Source organism: Xanthomonas sp. 60, assembly GCF_011761925.1.
Map to the genome: position 1 here is coordinate 523858 of NZ_JAASQW010000001.1, position 20064 is coordinate 543921.

The window sequence follows — 20064 nt, forward strand, 5'->3', positions numbered from 1 at the left end:
AACGACGAAGCAAATCGAACCGAGTTTGGAGCAATCCCATGGCTGTGCAGAAATCCCGTGTCACCCCGTCCCGCCGCGGCATGCGCCGTGCGCACGACGCCCTGAGCGCCAAGCAGCTGTCGACCGACCCGACCACGGGCGAAGTGCATCTGCGTCACCACATCACGGCCGACGGCTTCTACCGTGGCAAGAAGGTCATCCAGACCAAGACTTCTTCCGTCGAAGAAGATTGATCTGCGTGAGGGCCGCTGCCACCACGGCAGCGGCCTTTGCCGTTTCTTCCCGGGCCGCGCGCAGGCGCCACCCGCGCAACAGGAATGTCGATGAGCAAGCGGATCTACTCGAGGATCGCGGGCACCGGTAGCTATTTGCCGGAGAAAGTGCTGACCAACGCCGACCTGGAGACAATGGTCGAGACGTCGGACGAGTGGATCGTTTCACGCACCGGCATCACCGAGCGGCACATCGCCGCGGACGGCCAGACCACCAGCGATCTGGGTTACCAGGCCGCGCTGCGTGCGCTGGAAGCCGCTGGCATCGAGGCCAGCCAGCTGGACATGATCGTCGTGGGAACCACCACGCCGGATCTCATCTTCCCGTCCACCGCGTGCCTGATCCAGGCCAGACTCGGTGCGGTCGGGTGCCCCGCTTTCGACGTCAACGCCGCCTGCTCGGGTTTCGTGTTCGCGTTGAGCGTGGCCGACAAATTCATCCGCGCCGGAGATGCCCGCCATGTGCTGGTCATCGGTGCGGAAACGCTGACCCGCATCGTCGACTGGACCGACCGCACCACCTGTGTGCTGTTCGGTGATGGTGCCGGTGCGGTGGTGCTCAAGGCCGACGAGGAAACCGGCATCCTGAGCACCCATCTGCACTCGGACGGCAGCAAGAAGGAACTGCTGTGGAATCCGGTGGGCATCTCGGCCGGCTTCGGCGAGGACGGCAGGACCACCGGCGCGATCCAGATGAAAGGCAACGATGTGTTCAAGTACGCCGTCAAGGCGCTGGATTCGGTGGTCGATGAGACCCTGGAAGCCAACGCGCTGACCAAGGGCGACCTTGACTGGCTCATCCCGCACCAGGCCAATCTGCGCATCATCGAAGCCACGGCCAAGCGCCTGGAGCTGTCGATGGACCAGGTGGTGGTGACCGTGGACAAGCACGGCAACACCTCGTCCGGTTCGGTACCGCTGGCACTGGACGCGGCGGTGCGTTCCGGACGCGTGCAGCGTGGCCAGCTGCTGCTGCTGGAAGCCTTCGGCGGCGGCTTCACCTGGGGTTCGGCCCTGATCCGGTATTGATGGCACCCTGAAGTCATCATGTTTCTCTCACTGCGGCCCTTCGGGGCCGTTGTGCGTATGGAGGATTCCCGTGGTCGAACCGATCGTGATCGAAGGCCAGCGCGCCTGGCTCAAGCAGTACGGAGCAGGCAGCCGCGCGCTTGCACTGGGCATGCTCAACTTCGTGGCCCGCCGCTACCATCTCGATGCGTTGCGCCCGCCGCCGCACCGGGGCGGCGATGCGGCCCGCCAGACCGAGGCACGCCGTCTTGGCGAACTGCACGCGCAGGGGGTCAACGTGCCGGTGGTGATCGGCAGCGGCCGCGCGGCGCTGGTGCTCGGCGACAATGGTTCCTCGTTCAATACCTGCCTGCGTGAAGCCGACCCGGCAGGGCGCGACCGCCTGGTGAGCGCGGCGATGCAGGCGATCGCCCGGGCGCACGCGCGTGGCGCGTACTTCGGCCAGCCGCTGCCGCGCAACCTGACCTGGGATGGCGAGCAGGTGGGCTTCATCGATTTCGAAGAAGACCCGCTGGAAGTGATGGATCTGGCCCAGGCCCAGGCGCGCGACTGGCTGATGTTCGGCTACGGGGTGGCCAAGTACTACGCCGACCGGCCTGAACAGCTGCAGGCGATGATGGCCGAGGTGATGGATGGTGTGCGCCCCCCGGTGCGCGCGCATGCGCATGCCGTGACCGGCCGCCTGCGCGGACTGGCCTCTGCGGGCCTGAAATTCGGGCGTTCGGCGCGTGCCCTGGCGCACGCCATCCTCATCGTGCACGGCGCCACCACGCTGGGCCTGCTGATGGTGGCGGCGGTATGTCTGGACTGGCTCGCCGACGGGCAGCTGGACATCCTCGAACTGCTGACCTGAGCGGCTGCGGCGTCCTGCGTGCGGGTCAGCGCCGCGCATGGCGTGCAGGCGTGCATACGCGCACGTACAGACGACCAGCGCTGTTCGCCTTTATCATGGCCCGCCTCGATTCAACCAGCGGATGATTGCGTGACCGATCCCACTCTTGCGTTCGTTTTCCCCGGCCAGGGCTCCCAGTCGGTGGGCATGCTGGCCGAGCTGGCCGAGCTCCACCCGCAGGTGCGCGAAGCCTTCAGCGAAGCATCCGAGGGCGCCGGCGTCGACCTGTGGGCGTTGTCCCAGGCAGGGCCGGAGGAGATGCTCAACCGTACCGAGTACACCCAGCCGGCCCTGCTGGCCGCCAGCATCGGCGTGTGGCGTGCCTGGCGGGCAGCCGGTGGCGTGGAGCCGTCGGTGCTTTCCGGCCACAGCCTGGGCGAGTACACCGCACTGGTCGCCGCCGATGCGCTGAGCCTGCATGACGGGGCCCATCTGGTGCGCCTGCGCGGCCAGCTGATGCAGGACGCCGCGCCGGCCGGCGTGGGCGCCATGGCCGCCGTGCTCGGTGCCGAAGATGCGCTGGTGCTGGAGGTCTGCGAGCAGGCAGCCGGGTCCCAGGTGGTGGTGCCGGCGAACTTCAACTCTCCGGGCCAGATCGTGATCGGCGGCGATGCCGACGCGGTGGACCGGGCGCTGGCGCTGCTGACCGAGAAGGGCGTGCGCAAGACCGTCAAGCTCGCGGTGAGCGTGCCTTCGCATACGCCGCTGATGCGCGAAGCGGCCAACCGCCTTGCCGAAACCATGGCCGGCCTGTCCTGGCGCGTGCCCCAGCGGCCGGTGGTGCAGAACGTCGATGCACAGGTGCATGACAGCGTGGACGACATCCGCGCCGCGCTGGTGCAGCAGCTCTACCAGCCGGTGCAGTGGACCGGCTGCGTGCAGGCGCTGGCCTCCCGCGGCGTGCTGCGCATCGCCGAATGTGGCCCGGGCAAGGTGCTCACCGGCCTGGTCAAGCGGATCGACAAGTCGCTGGACAGCCGCGCGTTGGCAACGCCAGCGGATTTCGAATCGGCCCGCGCCGCGTGGTCGGCCTGACCCTTTCTGCGTTGTCCCCATCAGCTGCGCGCCTGCGCGTGGCCTTGCATGCGGGCGACCGCTTCATTTCGAGGATTCCAACATGAGCAAGCCCCTGCAGGGTGAAATCGCACTGGTGACCGGTGCCAGCCGCGGCATTGGCGCGGCCATCGCCGATCTGCTGGCCGCCCAGGGCGCCACGGTGATCGGCACCGCCACCACCGCCGCCGGCGCGGCGGCGATCGGTGAGCGCCTGGCCAGCCAGGGCGGTCACGGCCGCGCACTGGACGTGACCGATGCCGCTGCGCTGGAGGCCGTGCTGGCCGACATCGCCAAGGAATTCGGGGCCATCAGCATCCTGGTCAACAATGCCGGGATCACCCGCGACAACCTGCTGATGCGCATGAAGGAAGAGGACTGGGCGTCGATCATCGACACCAACCTGACCAGCGTGTTCCGCACCAGCAAGGCCGTGATGCGCGGGATGATGAAGGCGCGCAAGGGCCGCATCATCAACATCGCCTCCGTGGTGGGGGTGACCGGCAACGCCGGCCAGGCCAACTATGCGGCGGCCAAGGCAGGCATCATCGGCTTCTCCAAATCGCTGGCCAAGGAGATCGGCTCGCGCGGGGTCACGGTGAACGTGGTGGCGCCCGGCTTCATCGACACCGACATGACCAAGGCGCTGCCCGAGGAGGCGCGTGCCGCGCTGATCGGTGACATCTCACTCGAACGTCTCGGCGCGCCGGAGGACATTGCCCACGCGGTGGCCTTCCTGGCCAGCCCCGCGGCCAACTACATCACCGGAGAAACCCTCCACGTGAACGGCGGAATGTACATGCCGTAACCACAGGGCGCACGGATTGCGCTGCAAGTGATTGATCCGGCGGTATTTTTTTAAGAATGCAAGGCGCCGCCGGTTTCTACTACACTATCCAACGGTCACCGCAGCGCGGTGACGTCTTTTTGAACCACCACTCCATCTGGAGCAATACCCCATGAGCACCATCGAAGAACGCGTCAAGAAAATCGTCGTCGAACAGCTTGGCGTCAAGGAAGAAGAAGTCACCACCGGCGCATCGTTCGTCGATGACCTGGGCGCTGACTCGCTGGACACCGTCGAGCTGGTGATGGCGCTGGAAGAAGAGTTCGAGTGCGAGATCCCGGACGAAGAAGCCGAGAAGATCACCACCGTGCAGGCGGCGATCGACTACATCAAGGCGCACATCAAGGCCTGATGTCTGGCGGCTGGTGGGTGGTGGCGGCCCGTCCGTCACCCCACACCGCATCCCATGGGGCCGCGCATGCGGCCCCGTGTATTTGAGCTGTCGTACGCGGCGAACTGCCGCGTCTCACCCGAACCATCACGGGTCAGGAGAATGCAATGAAGCGTCGCGTCGTCGTCACCGGAATGGGCATGGTTTCGCCTCTTGGCAATGATCTGGCCAGCAGTTGGCAGGGCATCACCGAGGGCCGTTCGGGCATCGGTCCGTTGACCAACGTTTCAGACGTCTACCTGGACCGGTTCACCACCAAGATCGCAGGTGAGGTCAAGGGATTCGACATCACCGCCGACACTGCGCTGTTCGGCAATTACCGCGTGTCCGCCAAGGATGCGCGCAAGATGGACCCGTTCATCCATTATGGCCTCGGCGCTGCGTTCATGGCGCTGGCCGACGCGGGCCTGCAGATCGACGAGGGCAACGCCGAGCGCATCGGGGCCATCATCGGCGCCGGCATCGGTGGCCTGCTGGGCATCGAAGAACAGACCATCGAGTTCCATGAAGGGAAGAAGATCTCGCCCTTCTATGTGCCCAAGACCATCATCAACATGCTGCCGGGCCAGCTGAGCATCATCGCCGGCCTCAAGGGCCCCTCGTTCTCGGCGGTCTCGGCCTGCGCCACGTCCAATCACTCCATCGGCACGGCGATGCGCATGATCCAGTACGGCGACGCCGACGTGATGGTCGCCGGTGGCGCCGAACGCGGCTCCTCGCCGACGGCACTCGGTGGCTTCTGCGCGATGAAGGCCATGTCCACCCGCAACGATGATCCGACCGCCGCCTCGCGGCCGTGGGACAAGGACCGCGACGGCTTCGTGCTGGGCGACGGCGCGGGCATCCTCATCCTCGAGGAATACGAGCACGCCAGGGCGCGCGGCGCGAAGATCTACTGCGAGCTGGCCGGCTTCGGCGCCAGTTCGGATGCGTACCACATGACCGCCCCGGCCGAGAGCGGCGAAGGCGCGGCCCGATGCATGGCGGCGGCGATGAAGGATGCCGGCGTCAACCCGGACCAGGTCGGCTACCTCAACGCACACGGCACGTCCACGCCGCTGGGCGACCTGGGCGAGACCATGGCGATGAAGACGGCCTTTGGCGAGCACGCGTACAAGATGCTGGTCAGCTCCACCAAGTCGATGACCGGGCACCTGCTCGGCGCCGCCGGTGGCGTGGAAGCGATCTTCTCGGTGCTGGCGCTGCAGCACGGCGTCATTCCGCCGACCATCAACCTGGCGCAGCCGGGTGAGGGCTGCGACCTGGATTACGTGCCCAATGTGGCGCGCGAGGCCAAGGTGGACGTAGTGATGTCCAACGGCTTCGGCTTCGGCGGCACCAACGGCACGCTGGTGTTCAAGCGCATCTGACGCGCCCGGGGGGAGCGCCGCTCCCTCCACCGGATGCTGCATCGAACGCCGCCGCAGGGCGGCGTTCGCATGTGTGAACGACTAATATGGGCGGAATGAGCCACGCCCCGTTGATCCAGCCGCTGCCACACCCCATCGACCTGCTTGCGCTGCAGCAGCAAGACCCGGGGCGCTTTCCCCTGTTGATGGAATCCACCGCCTCCGGCACGGCACAGGGGCGCTGGAGTCTTCTGCTGGCGGCCACTGGCCAAGCCCTGCGTCTGGAGGCGGACGGGGTGGTGCGGGACGAACAGGGCCACGCCTGCCCCGGTGGTTTCCTGCAGGCCCTGGATGCCGCATGGGCCGCCGAACGGCTGCCCCAGGGGGGCTTGCACCGCCTCCCGTTCCGCGGTGGCTGGGCGCTGCTGCTGGACTACGAGGTGGCCAGCCAGATCGAGACCGTACTGCCCGCGCGCCCGCGCGCGGACGGGCAGCCCACCGCGCTGGCGCTGCGCTGTCCGGCCGCGGTCCTGCACGACCACCAGGCCAACGCCAGCTTCGTGATCGCCGAGCATGGCGAGCAGGCGCTGCTGGACACCCTGCTCGCGCTGGCCACCGCCTCGCTTCCCGAACCCGGCGCGGGCTGGGTGCCCCCGATGGAGGTCAGCGAGGACGAGCCGCAGCGATTCACCGATGGCGTGCACCGGGTCATCGATTACCTGCATGCGGGCGACGTGTTCCAGGTGAATCTTTCGCGCCGCTGGCGTGCGGGCTTCGCCGCCCCGGTCAGCCCGCAGGCCCTGTACGCGCAGTTGCGCCGCGCGAACCCGGCACCGTTCGCGGGCCTGTTTTCCGGCCACGGCCGGCACGTGGTCAGTTCCTCGCCGGAGCGCCTGGTGTCCGTGCATAGCGGCCACGCGCAGACCCGGCCGATCGCCGGAACCCGGCCGCGGTTCGAGGGCGATGACGATGCCGCGCGTATCCGCGAGCTGGTCGGCCATCCCAAAGAACGCGCCGAGCACGTGATGCTCATCGACCTGGAGCGCAATGATCTCGGCCGCATCTGCACGCCCGGCAGCGTGGTGGTGGACGAGCTGATGAGCGTGGAAAGCTATGCGCACGTCCACCACATCGTGAGCAATGTCAGCGGCCAGCTGCGCGAGGCGGTCACGCCGGGGCAGGTGATCGCCGCGACGTTCCCCGGAGGCACCATCACCGGCTGTCCGAAAGTGCGCTGCATGCAGATCATCGGCGAGCTGGAACAGGTGCCGCGCGGCGCCTACACCGGTGCGTTCGGCTGGCTCAACCGCGATGGCGACCTGGACCTGAACATCCTGATCCGCACCGCCGAGGTGTCGGGCAACGAGGTGACTTTCCGCACCGGCGCGGGGATCGTGGTGGATTCGGACGCGCAGAAGGAACTGGATGAAACGCGGGCCAAGGCGCGCGGACTGCTGCGCGCGCTCGGGCAGCCCTGAGCGGCGCAGGGCCCTGCCGCGCACGGCGCGAGGGGAGGGCGTTCACGGTATCCTTTGTTCCTGGTTTCTTATTCGAGGTACTCCATGGCGTCAGCCAAGCGCGGATGTCTGTCGGTGGCGGCCGTGCTGGTCCTGCTGGCCGCCATCGTGGCCGGAGTGGGCGCATGGTTCTATTACCAGCAGACCCGCTTCGCCGATCAGCCGCTCACGCCCAGCGAAGACAGCGTGGTCATCGCCAGCGGTGATGGCTTCACGACCGTGCTCGGCAAACTGCGCGCGGCCGGCGTGGACGAAGGCCAGGACACGCAGTGGCAGCTGCTGGCCCGTCAGCTGGATGCTGCGGGAAAGCTGAAGGTCGGCGAGTATGCGCTGGATGCCTCGCTCACCCCGCGGGAACTGCTTTCGCGCATGCGGGCCGGCCGCGTACTGCAGCACCGGGTCACGCTGGTGGAGGGCTGGAACATGCGCCAGGTCCGCGCGGCGTTGAAGCGCGCGCAACCGCTGGTGCACACCACCGACGGGCTGGACGATGCGGCGCTGATGCAGACGCTGGGGTTCGGTGGGCAGCACCCGGAAGGCCGCTTCCTGCCGGAAACCTATGTCTACCAGCGCGGCGATACCGATCTGGACGTACTCAAGCGCGCGCATGCCGCCATGGAGGAGGCGCTCGCGCAGGCCTGGGCGTCACGGAGCGATGACCTGCCGGTCGATTCGCCCTACGAACTGCTCATCCTGGCCTCCATCATCGAAAAGGAAACCGCGCTGGCCAGCGAACGTCCGCAGATCGCCGGCGTGTTCGCGCGGCGGCTGAAGCTGGGCATGCGCCTGCAGACCGACCCGACTGTGATCTATGGCATCGGCTCGGCCTACGACGGCAACATCCGCAGGGTGGACCTGACCACCGACACGCCGTACAACACGTATACGCGCGCCGGCCTGACCCCCACGCCCATCGCCATGCCCAGCCGCGACGCGCTCATGGCCGCCGCACAACCGGCCGAAGGCAACACGCTGTATTTCGTGGCGGTGGGCGATGGCAGCGGCGCGCACGTCTTCTCGGCCACCTATGCAGAACACAACGCGGCGGTGGCCCGTTACCTGCAGCAGCTGCGCCAGCGTCGTGCGCAGCAGGGGCCGGCGCAATGAGCGGCACCCTGATCCGCCACCCGCGCCTGGTCAGCCTGGAAGGGGGCGAGGGTGCGGGAAAAACCACCGCCATCAACGCCATCCACGAGTGTCTGCGGGCCCATGGCCATGAGGTGCTGCTGACGCGTGAGCCGGGGGGTACACCGCTGGCCGAACGCATCCGTGGGCTGGTGCTCAAGCCCGATGAGGACATCGCCGGCGAACCGCTCAGCGCCGAGGCCGAGCTGCTGCTGGTGTTCGCCGCACGCGCGCAGCATGTGCGCCAGGTGATCCAGCCCGCGCTGCAACGGGGCGCCTTCGTGCTGACCGACCGCTTCACCGATTCCAGCTATGCCTATCAGGGCGGCGGACGCGGGCTGGACCCGGCATGGATCGCCGATCTGGAACAGCGTGCGGTGGGCGTGTTGCCCGGGCTGACCCTGCTGCTGGATGTCGATGTGGCCGTGGGACGCGCGCGCGCCAGCAGCCGCGACCTGTTTCCCGACCGCATCGAAAGCGAGCACGATGATTTCTTCCAGCGCGTGCGCGGCGTCTTCCGCCACCGTGCCGCGCAGGACCCCCGACGCTTCGCCCTGGTGGACGCGGCGCAGGCCCAGGCGCGCGTGGCCGCCGATGTGGTGGCGCATGTGGAGCAGTGGCTGCAGCAGGAAACGGCCGCATGAACACCTCCGCCACCGCAGGATTCTCACCGTGGCAGCAACGGGCGTTCGATCAGACGATCGCCGCCCTGCAGGCCGGTCGGCTCGGGCACGGGCTGCTGATCTGCGGGCCAGCGGGCCTGGGCCAGCTGCAGGTCGCCCAGGCGCTGGCCGAGCACGTGCTGATGCAGGGCGCCCAGCCCGAGCGCACGCGGCAGCTGCTGGCAGCCGGTACGCATCCGGACCTGCAGTACATCTCCTTCATTCCGAACAAGAGCGGGGACAAGCTGCGGACCGAGATCGTCATCGAACAGGTGCGCGAGATCGGACAGAAGCTCGCGCTGACGCCGCAATACGGGGTGGCCCAGGTGGTCATCGTCGATCCGGCCGATGCCATCAACCGCGCCGCCTGCAACGCACTGCTGAAGACGCTGGAAGAACCGCAACCGGGCCGCTACCTGTGGCTGGTCAGCAGCGATCCGGCGCGCTTGCCGCAGACCGTGCGCAGCCGCTGCCAGAAACTGGAGTTCAAGCTGCCCCCGCGTGCGGAATCGCTGGCATGGCTTGAACAGCAGGGGCATTCCCGGGACGAGGCGGTCGATGCGCTGGAGGCTGCACGTGGCCATCCGGGGCTGGCCGATCAGTGGCTGCGCACTGGCGGGCTTGCACTTCGACGCGAGGTGGCCACGCAGCTGGAGCAGCTTGCGCAGGGCCGGGGCAGCGCCGTGGAACTGGCGCAGAAGTGGTGCGCGGATGACGAGGCCGCCCTGCGCCTGCGCTTCGCCGCGGAGCTGGCGCTGGCGCAGGCCAGCGAAAGCGCCTTGACCGCGCCCGAGCGTTTGCACAAGCTGGCAGCCTGGTTCGACGCCGCCAACCGGACACGTGATCTGCTGCGTACCACCGTACGCGCAGACCTGGCCGTGGTGGAGTTGTTGCTGGCCTGGAACAAGGTCAACGAGCGTCCGCACGCAAGGGGAAATCGATGAGTGCCACCAACGCCCGTCAGGGCATCCTGTCACTGCAGGTGAAGGACAAGGCGGGGCTGTACAGCGCGTACATGCCGTTCGTGAAGAACGGCGGTGTGTTCGTGGCAACGCCCAAGCGGTATTTCCTGGGCGATGAAGTGTTCCTGCTGCTCACGCTGCCCGAATCCAGCGAGCGCCTGCCGGTGGCGGGCAAGGTGATCTGGGTCACGCCGGTCGGCGCGCAGGGCAACCGGCCTGCGGGCATCGGCGTGCAGCTGGCCGATGGCCAGGAAGGCGAGGCGGTCCGGCATCGGATCGAGACCCTGCTGGCCGGCATGACCAGCTCGGAAAAGCCGACCGCGACGATGTGACACCGGGCGCGTGAAAAGTGTTGACGATGTTCGCGCAGCCCCTATAATAAGCGGCTCAGCAGCATCGGGCGGTTAGCTCAGCGGTAGAGCATTGCCTTCACACGGCAAGGGTCACAAGTTCGAACCTTGTACCGCCCACCATGATCAAATCAGAAAAGCCTCCGGAAACGGGGGTTTTTCCGTATGTCCGGTTTGAAGGGGGCTGGGCGGCGCAGCGACGGCCGACGGGTCACCCAATGCAGCCAGGATCAATCCGAATCCCGACGCCGCCTCCACCGCCACGGTCAACACGGCCCATGCACATCGGCCGCTCTAAGTTGGGCCTGTCGCCGACCCGGTCCGGGCCGGCCGATTCCACCGCAGGCCCTACCCGAGATTCCGCATGAAAAAAGGTACCCGCACCATCGTGATCGTGGCCCTGGTCCTGGGCGTGCTGGCCATGGCCGGTCCCTCGATCATCTGGTACACCCAGAAGGGCGAGCAGCATGACGCCGGCGCACAGGGTGAAGCCCAGAAGGCCGAACGGCAGAACCAGCGCGACGGCAACTGAACCCAAACAACGCGGGCATGAGGCGATAGCCCACCGGCATAGCACTCATGCCCTGCGTTGCATCGTGGCGTTACCTGCACGGCGCGCTCAGCGGTCGCACGCCACGCCGACCTCGGCAAACGCCGCGGCGACATCACCGGTGGGATAGCCCAGGTCGAGCGCCGCCGCCTCCACGCCACAGGCTCCCGAGTTGAACGTGCTTCTGGGCGTCCAGTAATCACGGTTGGCTGCAGCGAACACCACGAAGGCCTTCCTCACATCCCACCCTGCGCGGTTGGCCAGCAGGAAGAACGCCCGGTTGTAGACACCGGAAGAAAAATGGTTGTCCATCCCCTCGCGGAAATCCTTCGCATGCGCGATGGAGCGCCCATCGCGCGTTGGATCCTCCATGTAGCGCAGCGCACCGGCCCCCTTGAAGATGTCAGCGCCCACGAGGAAATCGTTCTTCCCTGTGTTGAAGAACTCTGCCGCTTCCCCTGCGATGTCCGAGAACGCTTCGTTCATGCCACCGGATTGCTGGCCGTTGTAGATGAGCCCGGAATTCTGCTCTGTGAAGCCATGTGAGACTTCGTGGGCGGTGATGTCGGCCGACACGAGGGGATGGTACCGGGAGCCGCCATCGCCGAATCGCATGGTGCCGTTGTTCCAGAAGGCGTTTTCCACGTTCCTGCCGTAGTGCACCAGCAGCCTGAGCGGGAAGGTCAGTGGTGGCGTCCCCAGCCATTGGGTGTACATGTCGAACACGACGTTACCGAAGTGATGGGCATCGTTGAGCGGGGAGAATGCTCCATTGATCGCTTTGACTGTGTTCTGCGGACAGGTGAACGCGTGGGGCTTTTTCGGCCGCAGGGTTCGGTGATTGAGGTTGTACGTCAACACGTTCGCGTTCTCCAGCGAGCAGACCGTACCGACGCGCTTCACGTCCAGAAACGGCGCGTTCACGCCGTAGGTGATCTGCCCGGTCTTGGCGTTGCCGCCGGGTCCAGTGCCCTCACGGGCAGTTGTCAGTGCGTCCCACTGCGCAAGGATCTCCCCCGTGTGTGCGTCCACGACCGTGACTGGTCGGGTCGGCCGCTGATGCTCGCCGTCGGCGAAGAAGTCCACGACCCAGGCCAGGCGTGCGGTGTCCTGGGCATCAAGGTAGACCATCAGCTCGCGGCGCTCGTCCTGGATGTCGGCATCGGCTGCCAACGGCGAGGGCAGCGCACCCATGGCGATGACGGCGGCCTGGTCCGCATCCAGCTTGGGGACCACGCTGGGCATATCGGCGCTGATCGCGCGCACGGCCGTACCGGACAGGTGGCGCAGCGCGCCATCGGCCGTCGTGGTCATGATGATGTGCTCGCCAAAGACCGGCACCCCCTGATGGACCTGCTGGAGCCGTTCGTGGCGCCCGCCATCAGCGCGCGGGTTCGTGCTGAGCGGGCGCAGTGAGGTGCCGGGCTCGAGATCGATCATCGGCACCAGGGCTGACGGGCTTGCAGCGAAGGACGCCGAGCGGGCCGTTGCCGCATCGGGCGTGGTGAGTTTCACGCGCTGTGCCGCGGTAGATGGCAGCGCGATGAGCGCGGCAATGGAAAGGGCGAGGAAGGAAACTGCGTACCGGCTTGACGATGTCATGGGTAAACACTCCATTCATGAGGGACGTCGGTCGCGAAGCGGACTCGTCGCACAGCCATCCGACTTCCTACGGCCCGACAGCCTCAGCATCCGTACTGGAAGCGGGCGAGAGCCACTGTGCGTGAAGCGACAGCAGCCGCAATTAGCGTCCCAATACGACGCTTTCAGCACGCTTTGCGGGTTGACGCGTCATTTCCTAGATACATGCCGGGATGTTCTCTGACACAACGTTCCGAAATCAGGCAGGGGGCCCGTGGTGGGGGCGCATGGCATCCACGACACGAACGCGGACGGGCCAAGGTGACGACTCTGACGCTTGCAGATTTCGCTCCCGCGTCGTGTTCGCCTCTTCACCCCGGCTCGGTCCGATAGCTAGCGTCTAAGAACATCGCGTTGACCAGTGGAAGGAAGCTCTTATGACTGCACGATACGACCGCATGGTCGACCAGTACGTCGCCTATGCCAGCAGCTCGCCAACGCGACCGATCGAAGTACGTACCCTGCTGCAGCTCGCCGGCGCCCTGGACCAGCGAGACGTGCTCGATCTGGCCTGTGGCTCGGGCTACTACGGTCGCGAGTTCCTGCGTCGCGGCGCTCGCAGCGCGGTCGGCGTGGACCAGTCACGGGGCATGATCGACTTCGCGCGCGCGCTGTCAGCGCACAACAAGGACGACATGGTCTTCCATGTCCGTGATGTCATGGACATGGCGGACATCGGATCGTTCGACATCGTGCTTGCGGCGTGGCTGTTCAACTACGCCGACTCGCCGGGTGCACTGGCGGCGATGGCCAGCGCCGTGGCACGGCACGTCAAGCCGGGAGGACGGCTGGTGGTGCAGACATTCAACCCGGACTATCGGCTCGCGCGCGGCGACTATTCGGCCTACCGGGTGAAGGTCGTCGATGAGCAGCCGTGGCCGGGCGGGGCGCGGCTTGAACTGGAGTTTCCCGGATCGCCGCCGGCACGGGTCATCAATTACCGCTGGAGTCGCCGGCAGTATGATGAGGCGCTCTCTGCCGCGGGTTTCCGGCACGTGGTGTGGCACGCGCCGCAGGTCCTGGAAGAAGACATCGCCCGCCATCCTGCCGGGTTCTGGAACGACTATGTCGACAACTGCATGGCAGTGAATCTGGTGTGCGAGCGCTGACGCAGGCCTGGCCGCCTCAGCGCCTGTCGCGCTTGATCCATGCCCAGGCGCAGAGGCCGATCAGGCCCGTGAAGACCGCCCAGGAAATCAAATCGAACACGCCATCACCCAGCAGCGCGCTGACCAGGCCTACCACGCTCAGCGCGGCAATCCACGCGGGCGCGGTGAACGGGCTGCCGCTGGGCGCCAGGCGCGTGCGCGGGGCAATGTTGCGCCGGCCCTTCATGCGAGCTCCTGCGTCTGTGCGCGCTCGATCTCGGCCACGCGTGTGGCCGTGCTGCCGCGCTTCACCCACAGGTACAGGCCGCTGACCAGCACGGCGATGGTCAGCAGGTCCAGCAGCGCCCAGAGGATCTTCAACGGCAGCTTGCCGTAGTCGCCGAAGTGCAGCGGCTGGCTGAGCAGCAGCACCGTCATGTAGCCCGGCAGCTGCGGCTGGGCCGTCAGTGAGCCGTCACGCGCGTCCACCAGCACCGGGCGGTAGAGGCGTTCGGTGAGCGGGGTGTTGCCTTGCATGAAAACGCCGTAGTGATGGTCGCCACTGGCGCCGGTGCCGGGGAAGCTGACGTAGGCCGGGCGCATGTCCGGCGCCGCGGCACGGGCGGTGTCCACCGCGGCCTGCAGCGAGGACAACGCGGTCGGGCGCGGCTGGCCGGCGTAGCGTGCGGCGAACTCGCCCAGCTGTTCGCTCTGCCAGGCCTGCTCGAGCGGTTTGGCCAGGGTGTTGATGGCGCCGGTCAGGCCCACCACCAGGGCCCAGCCGAGGGTCACCACGCCGAGCACGTTGTGCAGGTCCAACCAGGCAAGCCGACGGCTGCGACCGGTCCGGAACGTGCCGAAGCGCTGCTTGCGCATGAACGGCCCGTACAACACCAGTCCGGAAACAATCGCCACGACGAACAGCAGCCCCATCACGCCCATGAACAGCATGCCGGGCAGTCCGAGGAACACATCGGTGTGCAGGCGGTAAAGGAAGTACATCACCCCTTCGTTGAACTGCGGCGCGGGCACCTGTTCGCCGGTCACGGTGTTGAGCAGCACGGTCTGCATCTGCGGCGGCGGCGTGTCGGCGCGCGCTCCGGTATTGACGTACATCGTCGGCGCATCCGGATCCCAGCCGACGAACAGCGGGACGTTGCCCGGGAACGCCTGCAGGGCCGTCTCCACCTGCGCATCGAGGTCACGCGGTGTAGCGTCCGCCGGGGCCGGCGCAACGTCCGGATCGGCACCGGTGAGATGTCCGATTTCGTGCGCGAAGATCAGCGGCAGGCCGGTCAGGCAGAGCAGCAGCAGGAAAACGGTGCAGACCAGGCTGGTCCATTTATGGACGACGAACCAGGTCTTGATGGCGGCGCGTTGCATGCAGCAGAAACCCTCGGGCGATGGCTTGAGGTGGTAACGGCGATGGGCCAGGAAACGGCCCGGCCATGAGCGCGGCGCCGCAGAGGTCAGCCGCATCGGTCGGTCGGTGCGCGCCGATTATCCGGATGCGGCAGCGCTAATACAAATGATTCGCAGCTGCGACTGCAGCTGAAGGCAGGTTCAGCGCGGTCATCGACATGTCATTGGTGGATCACGGGCCACTCGCCCTGCGGTGGCTAGCGTGGACCTACACGCCCGATGGAGACGGCCCATGTGGCTCATCACCCGCCTGTTTGCCCTGCCCGAGACGTCGATGGACGCACCCGTCGTGCCGCCGGGCCTCCCGGATGCACCAATGCGGCGCCTGGCACTCAAGCGCAGTGCCCGCGCCGGACGCGCAGGCCTGGCACCGTGGCACAAGGTGGCGGTTACGGGACGTCGCCGCACGCATTGAAGGCCTCCGTGCTGGTGATCCGGCAAGGATGTCGCAGAAGCTGAACAGGGGCATCGTTCCGCGTCATGCGCGCTTGTGGCTAACTAGGCGCCTCTGAAAGGTAGGAGCGGGTTGCCAGTGAAGGCTGTTGTACGGTGGGGCGCGGGGCTGCTGATGGTGCCTGCGGCAATCTGGGTGGCAGGGGTACTGGTGTACCAGCTGCCGGGTCCGAAGCCGGTGGCGTGGAGCTGCGCCGTGGCGTGGCTTCTGTTTGCGCTGTGGGCCATTGTCGGCGTGGTCGGAGGCCGACGCGGCGGCAGGATTCTGGCAGGTGTGTTCGTGGCGGGCGTGGTCGCAGTCGCCGTGGGGTGGGCTCTGCTGGAGCCGCGCCAGGACCGTGACTGGGCGGACGACGTGGCGCAGCGGTTGCACGTACGCGCGTTCGATGGCCGCCACGTGGTGCTCGACAACGTGCGCGATTTCACCTGGCGCAGTGAACAGGATTATGACGTGCGCTGGGTCAGCCGCAGTTATGACCTGGAGCAGCTGCGCTCGGCAGATCTGGTGCTGTCCTACTGGATGGGTCCGGCGATCGCTCATACGCTGGTTTCCTTCGGGTTCGCCGATGGCCGTTACCTCGTTTTTTCGGTGGAGATCCGCAAGGAGCGCCACGAATCGTTCTCGGCACTGGGCGGGTTTTTCCGCAGCTTTGAGATGACCCTGGTCGCCTCCGAGGAAACCGACATCATCCGGACGCGGACCAACGCGCGTGGCGAGGATGTCTATCTCTACCGCGTGCAGGGGCTGGATCGCGCCCAGCTGCGCGCGCTGTTTGCCGCGTATCTCGACCAGGCCCGCGCCCTCGACGCTGCGCCGGCGTTCTACAACACCCTGACCAGCAACTGCACGACCCTGATCTTCGATCTGGCCCGGCAGATCGCACCGGACCTGCCGCTGGATTATCGGCTGCTGCTCTCCGGCTACTTCGCCGACTATGCCTATCAGCAGGGAGCCCTGGTGCCAGGACATGATTTCAGCGAGTTGCATGCGCGCGGCCGGATCACCCGGCGCGCGCTGCAACCGCAGTCCGAGGTCGATTTTTCCACATGGATCCGCCGGGGCGTTCCCGGTACGGCGCAGGAGCGCGAACGATGACAGTCACAGGCAGGTTACAGACCACGCTGCGCGTGCTGCAGCTGCTGCTGGTCGTGTGGGTGCTGCTGCTCGGCTCGGGCTGTGCGATGGTCACCGTCAAGCAGGTGGCCAACACCGATTACCTCACCACCAAGCGCGCGGATGTGTTGAGCAGCGGCAAGCTCAGCGCGGCTTCGCAGGAGACGTTGAGCGTGGTCGGCCTGGATGCGGACCAGTGCGGCAAGGACCGGCAGGCCTGCCAGCGCACCCTGCTCGATACCCGCGGCGTGAGCACCGAACAGCGCATGTCCACCCTGGCCGAGCTGTGGGTGCAGACCGCGCTGGCGTTGAGCCCGAAACCGCGGCATGCCGACACCCAACCGATGAGCGATGCGGCGGTGGATGCATGGCTGGAGGCGGCCCGTTATGCGTACGCGTACCTGTTCTTCAGTGGTCGCGCGCCGTCCGACCGCGCGTTCGAAGACCGCCAGACGCAGGTGCGCGACTACTACAACTATGCTGCGGAGCAGACCGCCTCGGTCGTGTTCCGGCGTGCCCGGCACTCCGCGCGCGAGGGCGAGGATTACAACGCACCGGTGGCCGGTGAGCGCTGGACCATCACCTCCAACTATGAGCGCCTGTCCCTGCCGAGCCTGCCCACGCGCCTGGTGCCGGCGGCGACCATCAGCTTCGTCGGGCTGCGCAGCACCTACCGCCGCGATGGGTTCGGTGCCGAACTGGTGGTGGTGATGGATCCACCGAAACTGGGCACGCCGTTGCCGCAGGCCGATGCGCCCGTGAATGCGGGTACCCGCGCGCAGGACGAGAGCGTGCCGCAGTACAGCGAGATGTCCTCGATCAACGCCACCGCGCTGCTGCGCTTCAAGGGCGAGACCCTGGAGGACGTGCTGCAGACCCGCCAGGTGCTGCTGGACGTGTATTCGCCGGAGGCCACCGAGCACGTGGCGCTGCACGGTGAGCAGGTGCCATTGGCAGGCAACTTCACGGCGGCCTATGGCCTGTGGCTGGCGCAGAGCGGGTTCGCCACGCAGTCGCTGCGCACGCTGTTCGGGCTCAGCCAGGGGATCAACGAGCCGCACATCTACCTGATGCAGCCGTGGGATCCGGACCGCCGCATCATCTTCATGCTGCATGGGCTCGGCAGCAGTCCCGAGGCCTGGGTGAACGTGGCCAACGAGATCATGGGCGAGCAGGAGCTGCGGCGGGAGTTCCAGGTGTGGCAGGTCTATTACCCGACCAACGCACCGATCGCCCTGAACCGTTTTGAGATCGCCAACGCATTCAACGCCACCCTGAAGCACTTCGATCCGGCCGGCACCACACGCGCTTCGAAGGACATGGTGTACATCGGCCACAGCATGGGCGGGGTGCTGGCACGACTGCTGGTAAGCAGCTCAGGCGAGGTGCTGTGGGACGACCTGCTGGCCCAGTACCCGCTCAAGGGCGACCGACTGCAGCGGGTCAGGGCCAAGCTGGGGCCGCTGCTGCATTTCACGCCGCAACCCTCGGTGGAGCGCGCGATCTTCATCGCCGCGCCGCACCGCGGGACCGACATCGCCGGCAATCGGGTGGGGAGGCTGATCGGTCGCCTGGTGCGGCTGCCGTTGACCCTGCTGGGCAAATTCGAGGATGTGTTCCTGGCCCTGCAGCAGGCGCAGGCGCAGCAGGACGGCAACGCCCGGCTGAAGGTGCCCAACAGCATCGACAACCTCAAGTCCGACGATCCCTTCGTCAAGGCCGCCGCGGCCTTGCCGATCCAGCCAGGCCTGAAGTACCACTCGATCATCGCGCAGCGAAAGCCGGGCGTGCCGATGCAACAGGGCGATGACGGCCTGGTGCCGTACTGGAGCGCGCACCTGGACGGTGCGGTGTCCGAGGAGGTGATCCTCTCCGGGCACAGCGTGCAGGAAACACCGCAAGCCGTGCTGGAGGTGCGACGGATCCTGCGCGAGGACGTGGATACCGTGGGCGCCAGGCCTTGAGCGGGCTGCGTGCTCAGACGCGGCGCGCCACCTGGGTGCCCAGTACGGACAGCACCACGGTCACTGTGAAGCACAGCAGGTAGCCGAGCCGTTCGTGGCCGCCGACGAAGGCGGCGAACAGCGAGCCTGACAACGCCAGCGTGGTGGCCACCGCCACGCCTTCACTGAGCTGCAGTGCCGAGCTGTTGGCGCCCTGTTCGTGCGGGGCGGACATCGACAGCGTCAGCACCGAAAGGCTGGGGTAGACCAGCCCCATGCCGAAGCCCGTCAACGACCAGCCGGCCAGTGCGAGCGGCAAGGGCACCGCCGGCAGCAGCGTGGCCGCCGTGAGCGCCAGCCCGGCGCACATCAGGGCCGTGCCGGTGCGCAGCAGGCCGCCGCGTGACCAACCGCGGCGCTGGTGGCCCTGCAGCCATGAACCGGAGAACCAGCCCAGCGCGCCGAGGCTGAGCGCCACCCCGGCCCACAGCGGGGAAAGCCCACGCTCGCGCTGGAGCAGCAAGGGCAGGAAGGCCTCGGCCGCGAAGAACGCCGAGGCGGCAATGCCGCGCAGCGCGATCACGCTCGGCAGGCCGCGGCGCAGGCGCAGGGTGCCGGCGGGCAGCAGGCGTTGGCTGCAGACCACCAGTCCGAGCAGCGCCGCGCCCATCAGTGCGACGGCCTGCACACCGCTGCGCTGGCCACCAAGGTACAGCAACAGGGCCGCTGCAGCGGCGCCGACCGCCCAGCGCACCACCGCGTGTGGGTCGCGCTGGGCGGCAGGTGCCCGCGCGCTGTCGCGCAGTGCCGGGCGCAGCAGCAGCGCGGCCGGCAGGGCCAGCGCCGGCACGAGAAGGAACACCCAGCGCCAGCCGAGGTACTGCACGATCAGCCCGCTCAGCCCCGGGCCGACCAGCGAGGGCACCACCCAACCGGCGGAGAATGCGGCGAACACTTTGGGCTGCAGCGCCTGAGGGAAGATGCGGGCGACCAGCACGTAGAGCGAGACCGAGATCGCGCCGATGCCCAGGCCCTGCAGCAGGCGGCCTAGAATGAGGATCTCCATGCGTGGCGCCAGTCCGGCGAGCAGCAATCCAGCGACGAAGCACGCCAGGCCCAGCCACAATGGTGTGGCCGGGCCGCGCGCATCGCACAGCCGGCCGGCCAGGGTCATGCCGATCACGCTGGTGGCCAGCGCGCCGCCGAATGCCAGCGCATAGAGCTTCAGGCCATCGAGTGCGACGGCCACGGTGGGCATCGCGGCGGCCACCGCCAGCGCTTCGAAGGCCACCAGTGAGATCAAGGCCACCATGCCCAGCGTGGTGGCGCGGTAGCGGGGGGACAGCACGGACAGGCCAGCATCAGGCACGGGGGCGGGCGGCGGGGAAACAGCAGTCATGGCAG

General features: G+C 67.2%; 21 protein-coding genes and 1 tRNA gene. 18 read left to right on the plus strand and 4 right to left on the minus strand.

The features are described from left to right. Positions 1-38 precede the first annotated feature (38 nt). From rpmF to FHY09_RS02570, 14 genes are all read left to right on the plus strand, one after another. Positions 39-233: a 50S ribosomal protein L32 gene (rpmF, locus tag FHY09_RS02505; protein WP_042613380.1), complete on the plus strand. Its 195-nt coding sequence runs from the start codon at positions 39-41 to the stop codon at positions 231-233. A gap of 90 nt (positions 234-323) precedes the next feature. Continuing rightward, positions 324-1301 (plus strand): beta-ketoacyl-ACP synthase III, encoded by a 978-nt coding sequence (locus FHY09_RS02510; RefSeq protein ID WP_166923796.1) that lies wholly within the window; start codon positions 324-326, stop codon positions 1299-1301. A 70-nt stretch (positions 1302-1371) separates the two neighbouring features. Next, positions 1372-2154: a protein kinase family protein gene (locus tag FHY09_RS02515; RefSeq protein ID WP_166923798.1), complete on the plus strand. Its 783-nt coding sequence runs from the start codon at positions 1372-1374 to the stop codon at positions 2152-2154. 129 nt (positions 2155-2283) lie between these two features. Further along, positions 2284-3228 carry an ACP S-malonyltransferase gene (gene fabD / locus FHY09_RS02520; protein WP_166923800.1) on the plus strand — a complete coding sequence of 315 codons (945 nt, stop codon included), beginning with the start codon at positions 2284-2286 and terminating at the stop codon, positions 3226-3228. Positions 3229-3310: 82 nt separating this feature from the next. Next, positions 3311-4054: a 3-oxoacyl-ACP reductase FabG gene (gene fabG / locus FHY09_RS02525; protein WP_166923802.1), complete on the plus strand. Its 744-nt coding sequence runs from the start codon at positions 3311-3313 to the stop codon at positions 4052-4054. 151 nt (positions 4055-4205) lie between these two features. Next, entirely contained in the window at positions 4206-4445 is a 240-nt protein-coding gene (gene acpP / locus FHY09_RS02530) for an acyl carrier protein (protein ID WP_166923804.1), read from the plus strand. 146 nt (positions 4446-4591) lie between these two features. Continuing rightward, a complete protein-coding gene (gene fabF, locus FHY09_RS02535; RefSeq protein ID WP_166923806.1) occupies positions 4592-5854 on the plus strand; it encodes a beta-ketoacyl-ACP synthase II in 1263 nt (420 codons plus the stop codon). A 95-nt stretch (positions 5855-5949) separates the two neighbouring features. Further along, on the plus strand, positions 5950-7311 hold the full coding sequence (locus tag FHY09_RS02540) for an aminodeoxychorismate synthase component I (RefSeq protein WP_166923808.1): 1362 nt from the start codon (positions 5950-5952) through the stop codon (positions 7309-7311). Between the two features lie 84 nt (positions 7312-7395). Then, on the plus strand, positions 7396-8457 hold the full coding sequence (gene mltG / locus FHY09_RS02545; protein ID WP_166923810.1) for an endolytic transglycosylase MltG: 1062 nt from the start codon (positions 7396-7398) through the stop codon (positions 8455-8457). Continuing rightward, a complete protein-coding gene (gene tmk / locus FHY09_RS02550) occupies positions 8454-9119 on the plus strand; it encodes a dTMP kinase (protein ID WP_166923812.1) in 666 nt (221 codons plus the stop codon). Before mltG ends, tmk begins: the two co-directional genes overlap by 4 nt. Further along, on the plus strand, positions 9116-10081 hold the full coding sequence (locus FHY09_RS02555) for a DNA polymerase III subunit delta' (protein WP_166923815.1): 966 nt from the start codon (positions 9116-9118) through the stop codon (positions 10079-10081). The genes tmk and FHY09_RS02555 overlap by 4 nt, the downstream gene beginning before the upstream one ends. Beyond that, a complete protein-coding gene (locus FHY09_RS02560) occupies positions 10078-10431 on the plus strand; it encodes a PilZ domain-containing protein (RefSeq protein WP_166923817.1) in 354 nt (117 codons plus the stop codon). The genes FHY09_RS02555 and FHY09_RS02560 overlap by 4 nt, the downstream gene beginning before the upstream one ends. Before the next feature lie 66 nt (positions 10432-10497). Further along, positions 10498-10572: transfer RNA gene (locus tag FHY09_RS02565), tRNA-Val, on the plus strand. Between the two features lie 241 nt (positions 10573-10813). Next, positions 10814-10981: a hypothetical protein gene (locus FHY09_RS02570; protein ID WP_166923819.1), complete on the plus strand. Its 168-nt coding sequence runs from the start codon at positions 10814-10816 to the stop codon at positions 10979-10981. Between the two features lie 87 nt (positions 10982-11068). On the opposite strand, the gene FHY09_RS02575 is transcribed toward FHY09_RS02570, so the two are convergent. Beyond that, a complete protein-coding gene (locus FHY09_RS02575) occupies positions 11069-12601 on the minus strand; it encodes a M4 family metallopeptidase (protein ID WP_166923821.1) in 1533 nt (510 codons plus the stop codon). Between the two features lie 416 nt (positions 12602-13017). Here FHY09_RS02575 and FHY09_RS02580 point away from each other — a divergent pair, with 416 nt between their 5' ends. Continuing rightward, positions 13018-13749, plus strand: a complete 732-nt coding sequence (locus FHY09_RS02580) for a class I SAM-dependent methyltransferase (protein ID WP_166923823.1) — start codon at positions 13018-13020, stop codon at positions 13747-13749. A gap of 16 nt (positions 13750-13765) precedes the next feature. On the opposite strand, the gene FHY09_RS02585 is transcribed toward FHY09_RS02580, so the two are convergent. Next, complete coding sequence (locus tag FHY09_RS02585) at positions 13766-13975, minus strand: hypothetical protein (RefSeq protein ID WP_166922928.1); 210 nt, start codon at positions 13973-13975, stop codon at positions 13766-13768. Beyond that, positions 13972-15111 carry a PepSY-associated TM helix domain-containing protein gene (locus tag FHY09_RS02590; protein ID WP_166923825.1) on the minus strand — a complete coding sequence of 380 codons (1140 nt, stop codon included), beginning with the start codon at positions 15109-15111 and terminating at the stop codon, positions 13972-13974. Before FHY09_RS02590 ends, FHY09_RS02585 begins: the two co-directional genes overlap by 4 nt. 271 nt (positions 15112-15382) lie before the next feature. On the opposite strand from FHY09_RS02590, the gene FHY09_RS02595 reads away from it, so the two are divergent. The 3 genes from FHY09_RS02595 to FHY09_RS02605 all read left to right on the plus strand — a co-directional run bounded on the left by FHY09_RS02595 (position 15383) and on the right by FHY09_RS02605 (position 18681). Beyond that, entirely contained in the window at positions 15383-15565 is a 183-nt protein-coding gene (locus tag FHY09_RS02595) for a hypothetical protein (protein ID WP_166923827.1), read from the plus strand. A 153-nt stretch (positions 15566-15718) separates the two neighbouring features. Beyond that, positions 15719-16699 (plus strand): Lnb N-terminal periplasmic domain-containing protein, encoded by a 981-nt coding sequence (locus tag FHY09_RS02600; protein WP_166924361.1) that lies wholly within the window; start codon positions 15719-15721, stop codon positions 16697-16699. Then, the gene (locus FHY09_RS02605) at positions 16696-18681 is read left to right on the plus strand and encodes an alpha/beta fold hydrolase (protein WP_166923829.1); all 1986 of its coding nucleotides are present in this window, start codon (positions 16696-16698) and stop codon (positions 18679-18681) included. The genes FHY09_RS02600 and FHY09_RS02605 overlap by 4 nt, the downstream gene beginning before the upstream one ends. Positions 18682-18694: 13 nt before the next feature. Here FHY09_RS02605 and FHY09_RS02610 read toward each other — a convergent pair whose 3' ends face one another. Continuing rightward, positions 18695-20059, minus strand: coding sequence for an MFS transporter (locus FHY09_RS02610; protein ID WP_166923831.1), 1365 nt, complete (start codon positions 20057-20059; stop codon positions 18695-18697). Positions 20060-20064 lie beyond the last annotated feature (5 nt).

Bases quoted from the DNA above. Each gene is read 5' to 3' on its own strand.
- FHY09_RS02575 (WP_166923821.1), bottom strand. From the start codon at position 12,601: ATGACATCGTCAAGCCGGTACGCAGTTTCCTTCCTCGCCCTTTCCATT.
- FHY09_RS02605 (WP_166923829.1), top strand. From the start codon at position 16,696: ATGACAGTCACAGGCAGGTTACAGACCACGCTGCGCGTGCTGCAGCTG.
- FHY09_RS02610 (WP_166923831.1), bottom strand. From the start codon at position 20,059: ATGACTGCTGTTTCCCCGCCGCCCGCCCCCGTGCCTGATGCTGGCCTG.
- mltG (WP_166923810.1), top strand. From the start codon at position 7,396: ATGGCGTCAGCCAAGCGCGGATGTCTGTCGGTGGCGGCCGTGCTGGTC.
- FHY09_RS02600 (WP_166924361.1), top strand. From the start codon at position 15,719: ATGGTGCCTGCGGCAATCTGGGTGGCAGGGGTACTGGTGTACCAGCTG.
- acpP (WP_166923804.1), top strand. From the start codon at position 4,206: ATGAGCACCATCGAAGAACGCGTCAAGAAAATCGTCGTCGAACAGCTT.
- FHY09_RS02560 (WP_166923817.1), top strand. From the start codon at position 10,078: ATGAGTGCCACCAACGCCCGTCAGGGCATCCTGTCACTGCAGGTGAAG.
- tmk (WP_166923812.1), top strand. From the start codon at position 8,454: ATGAGCGGCACCCTGATCCGCCACCCGCGCCTGGTCAGCCTGGAAGGG.
- FHY09_RS02510 (WP_166923796.1), top strand. From the start codon at position 324: ATGAGCAAGCGGATCTACTCGAGGATCGCGGGCACCGGTAGCTATTTG.
- FHY09_RS02590 (WP_166923825.1), bottom strand. From the start codon at position 15,111: ATGCAACGCGCCGCCATCAAGACCTGGTTCGTCGTCCATAAATGGACC.
- FHY09_RS02555 (WP_166923815.1), top strand. From the start codon at position 9,116: ATGAACACCTCCGCCACCGCAGGATTCTCACCGTGGCAGCAACGGGCG.
- fabG (WP_166923802.1), top strand. From the start codon at position 3,311: ATGAGCAAGCCCCTGCAGGGTGAAATCGCACTGGTGACCGGTGCCAGC.
- FHY09_RS02540 (WP_166923808.1), top strand. From the start codon at position 5,950: ATGAGCCACGCCCCGTTGATCCAGCCGCTGCCACACCCCATCGACCTG.
- FHY09_RS02585 (WP_166922928.1), bottom strand. From the start codon at position 13,975: ATGAAGGGCCGGCGCAACATTGCCCCGCGCACGCGCCTGGCGCCCAGC.
- FHY09_RS02580 (WP_166923823.1), top strand. From the start codon at position 13,018: ATGACTGCACGATACGACCGCATGGTCGACCAGTACGTCGCCTATGCC.
- FHY09_RS02570 (WP_166923819.1), top strand. From the start codon at position 10,814: ATGAAAAAAGGTACCCGCACCATCGTGATCGTGGCCCTGGTCCTGGGC.
- rpmF (WP_042613380.1), top strand. From the start codon at position 39: ATGGCTGTGCAGAAATCCCGTGTCACCCCGTCCCGCCGCGGCATGCGC.
- fabF (WP_166923806.1), top strand. From the start codon at position 4,592: ATGAAGCGTCGCGTCGTCGTCACCGGAATGGGCATGGTTTCGCCTCTT.
- FHY09_RS02595 (WP_166923827.1), top strand. From the start codon at position 15,383: ATGTGGCTCATCACCCGCCTGTTTGCCCTGCCCGAGACGTCGATGGAC.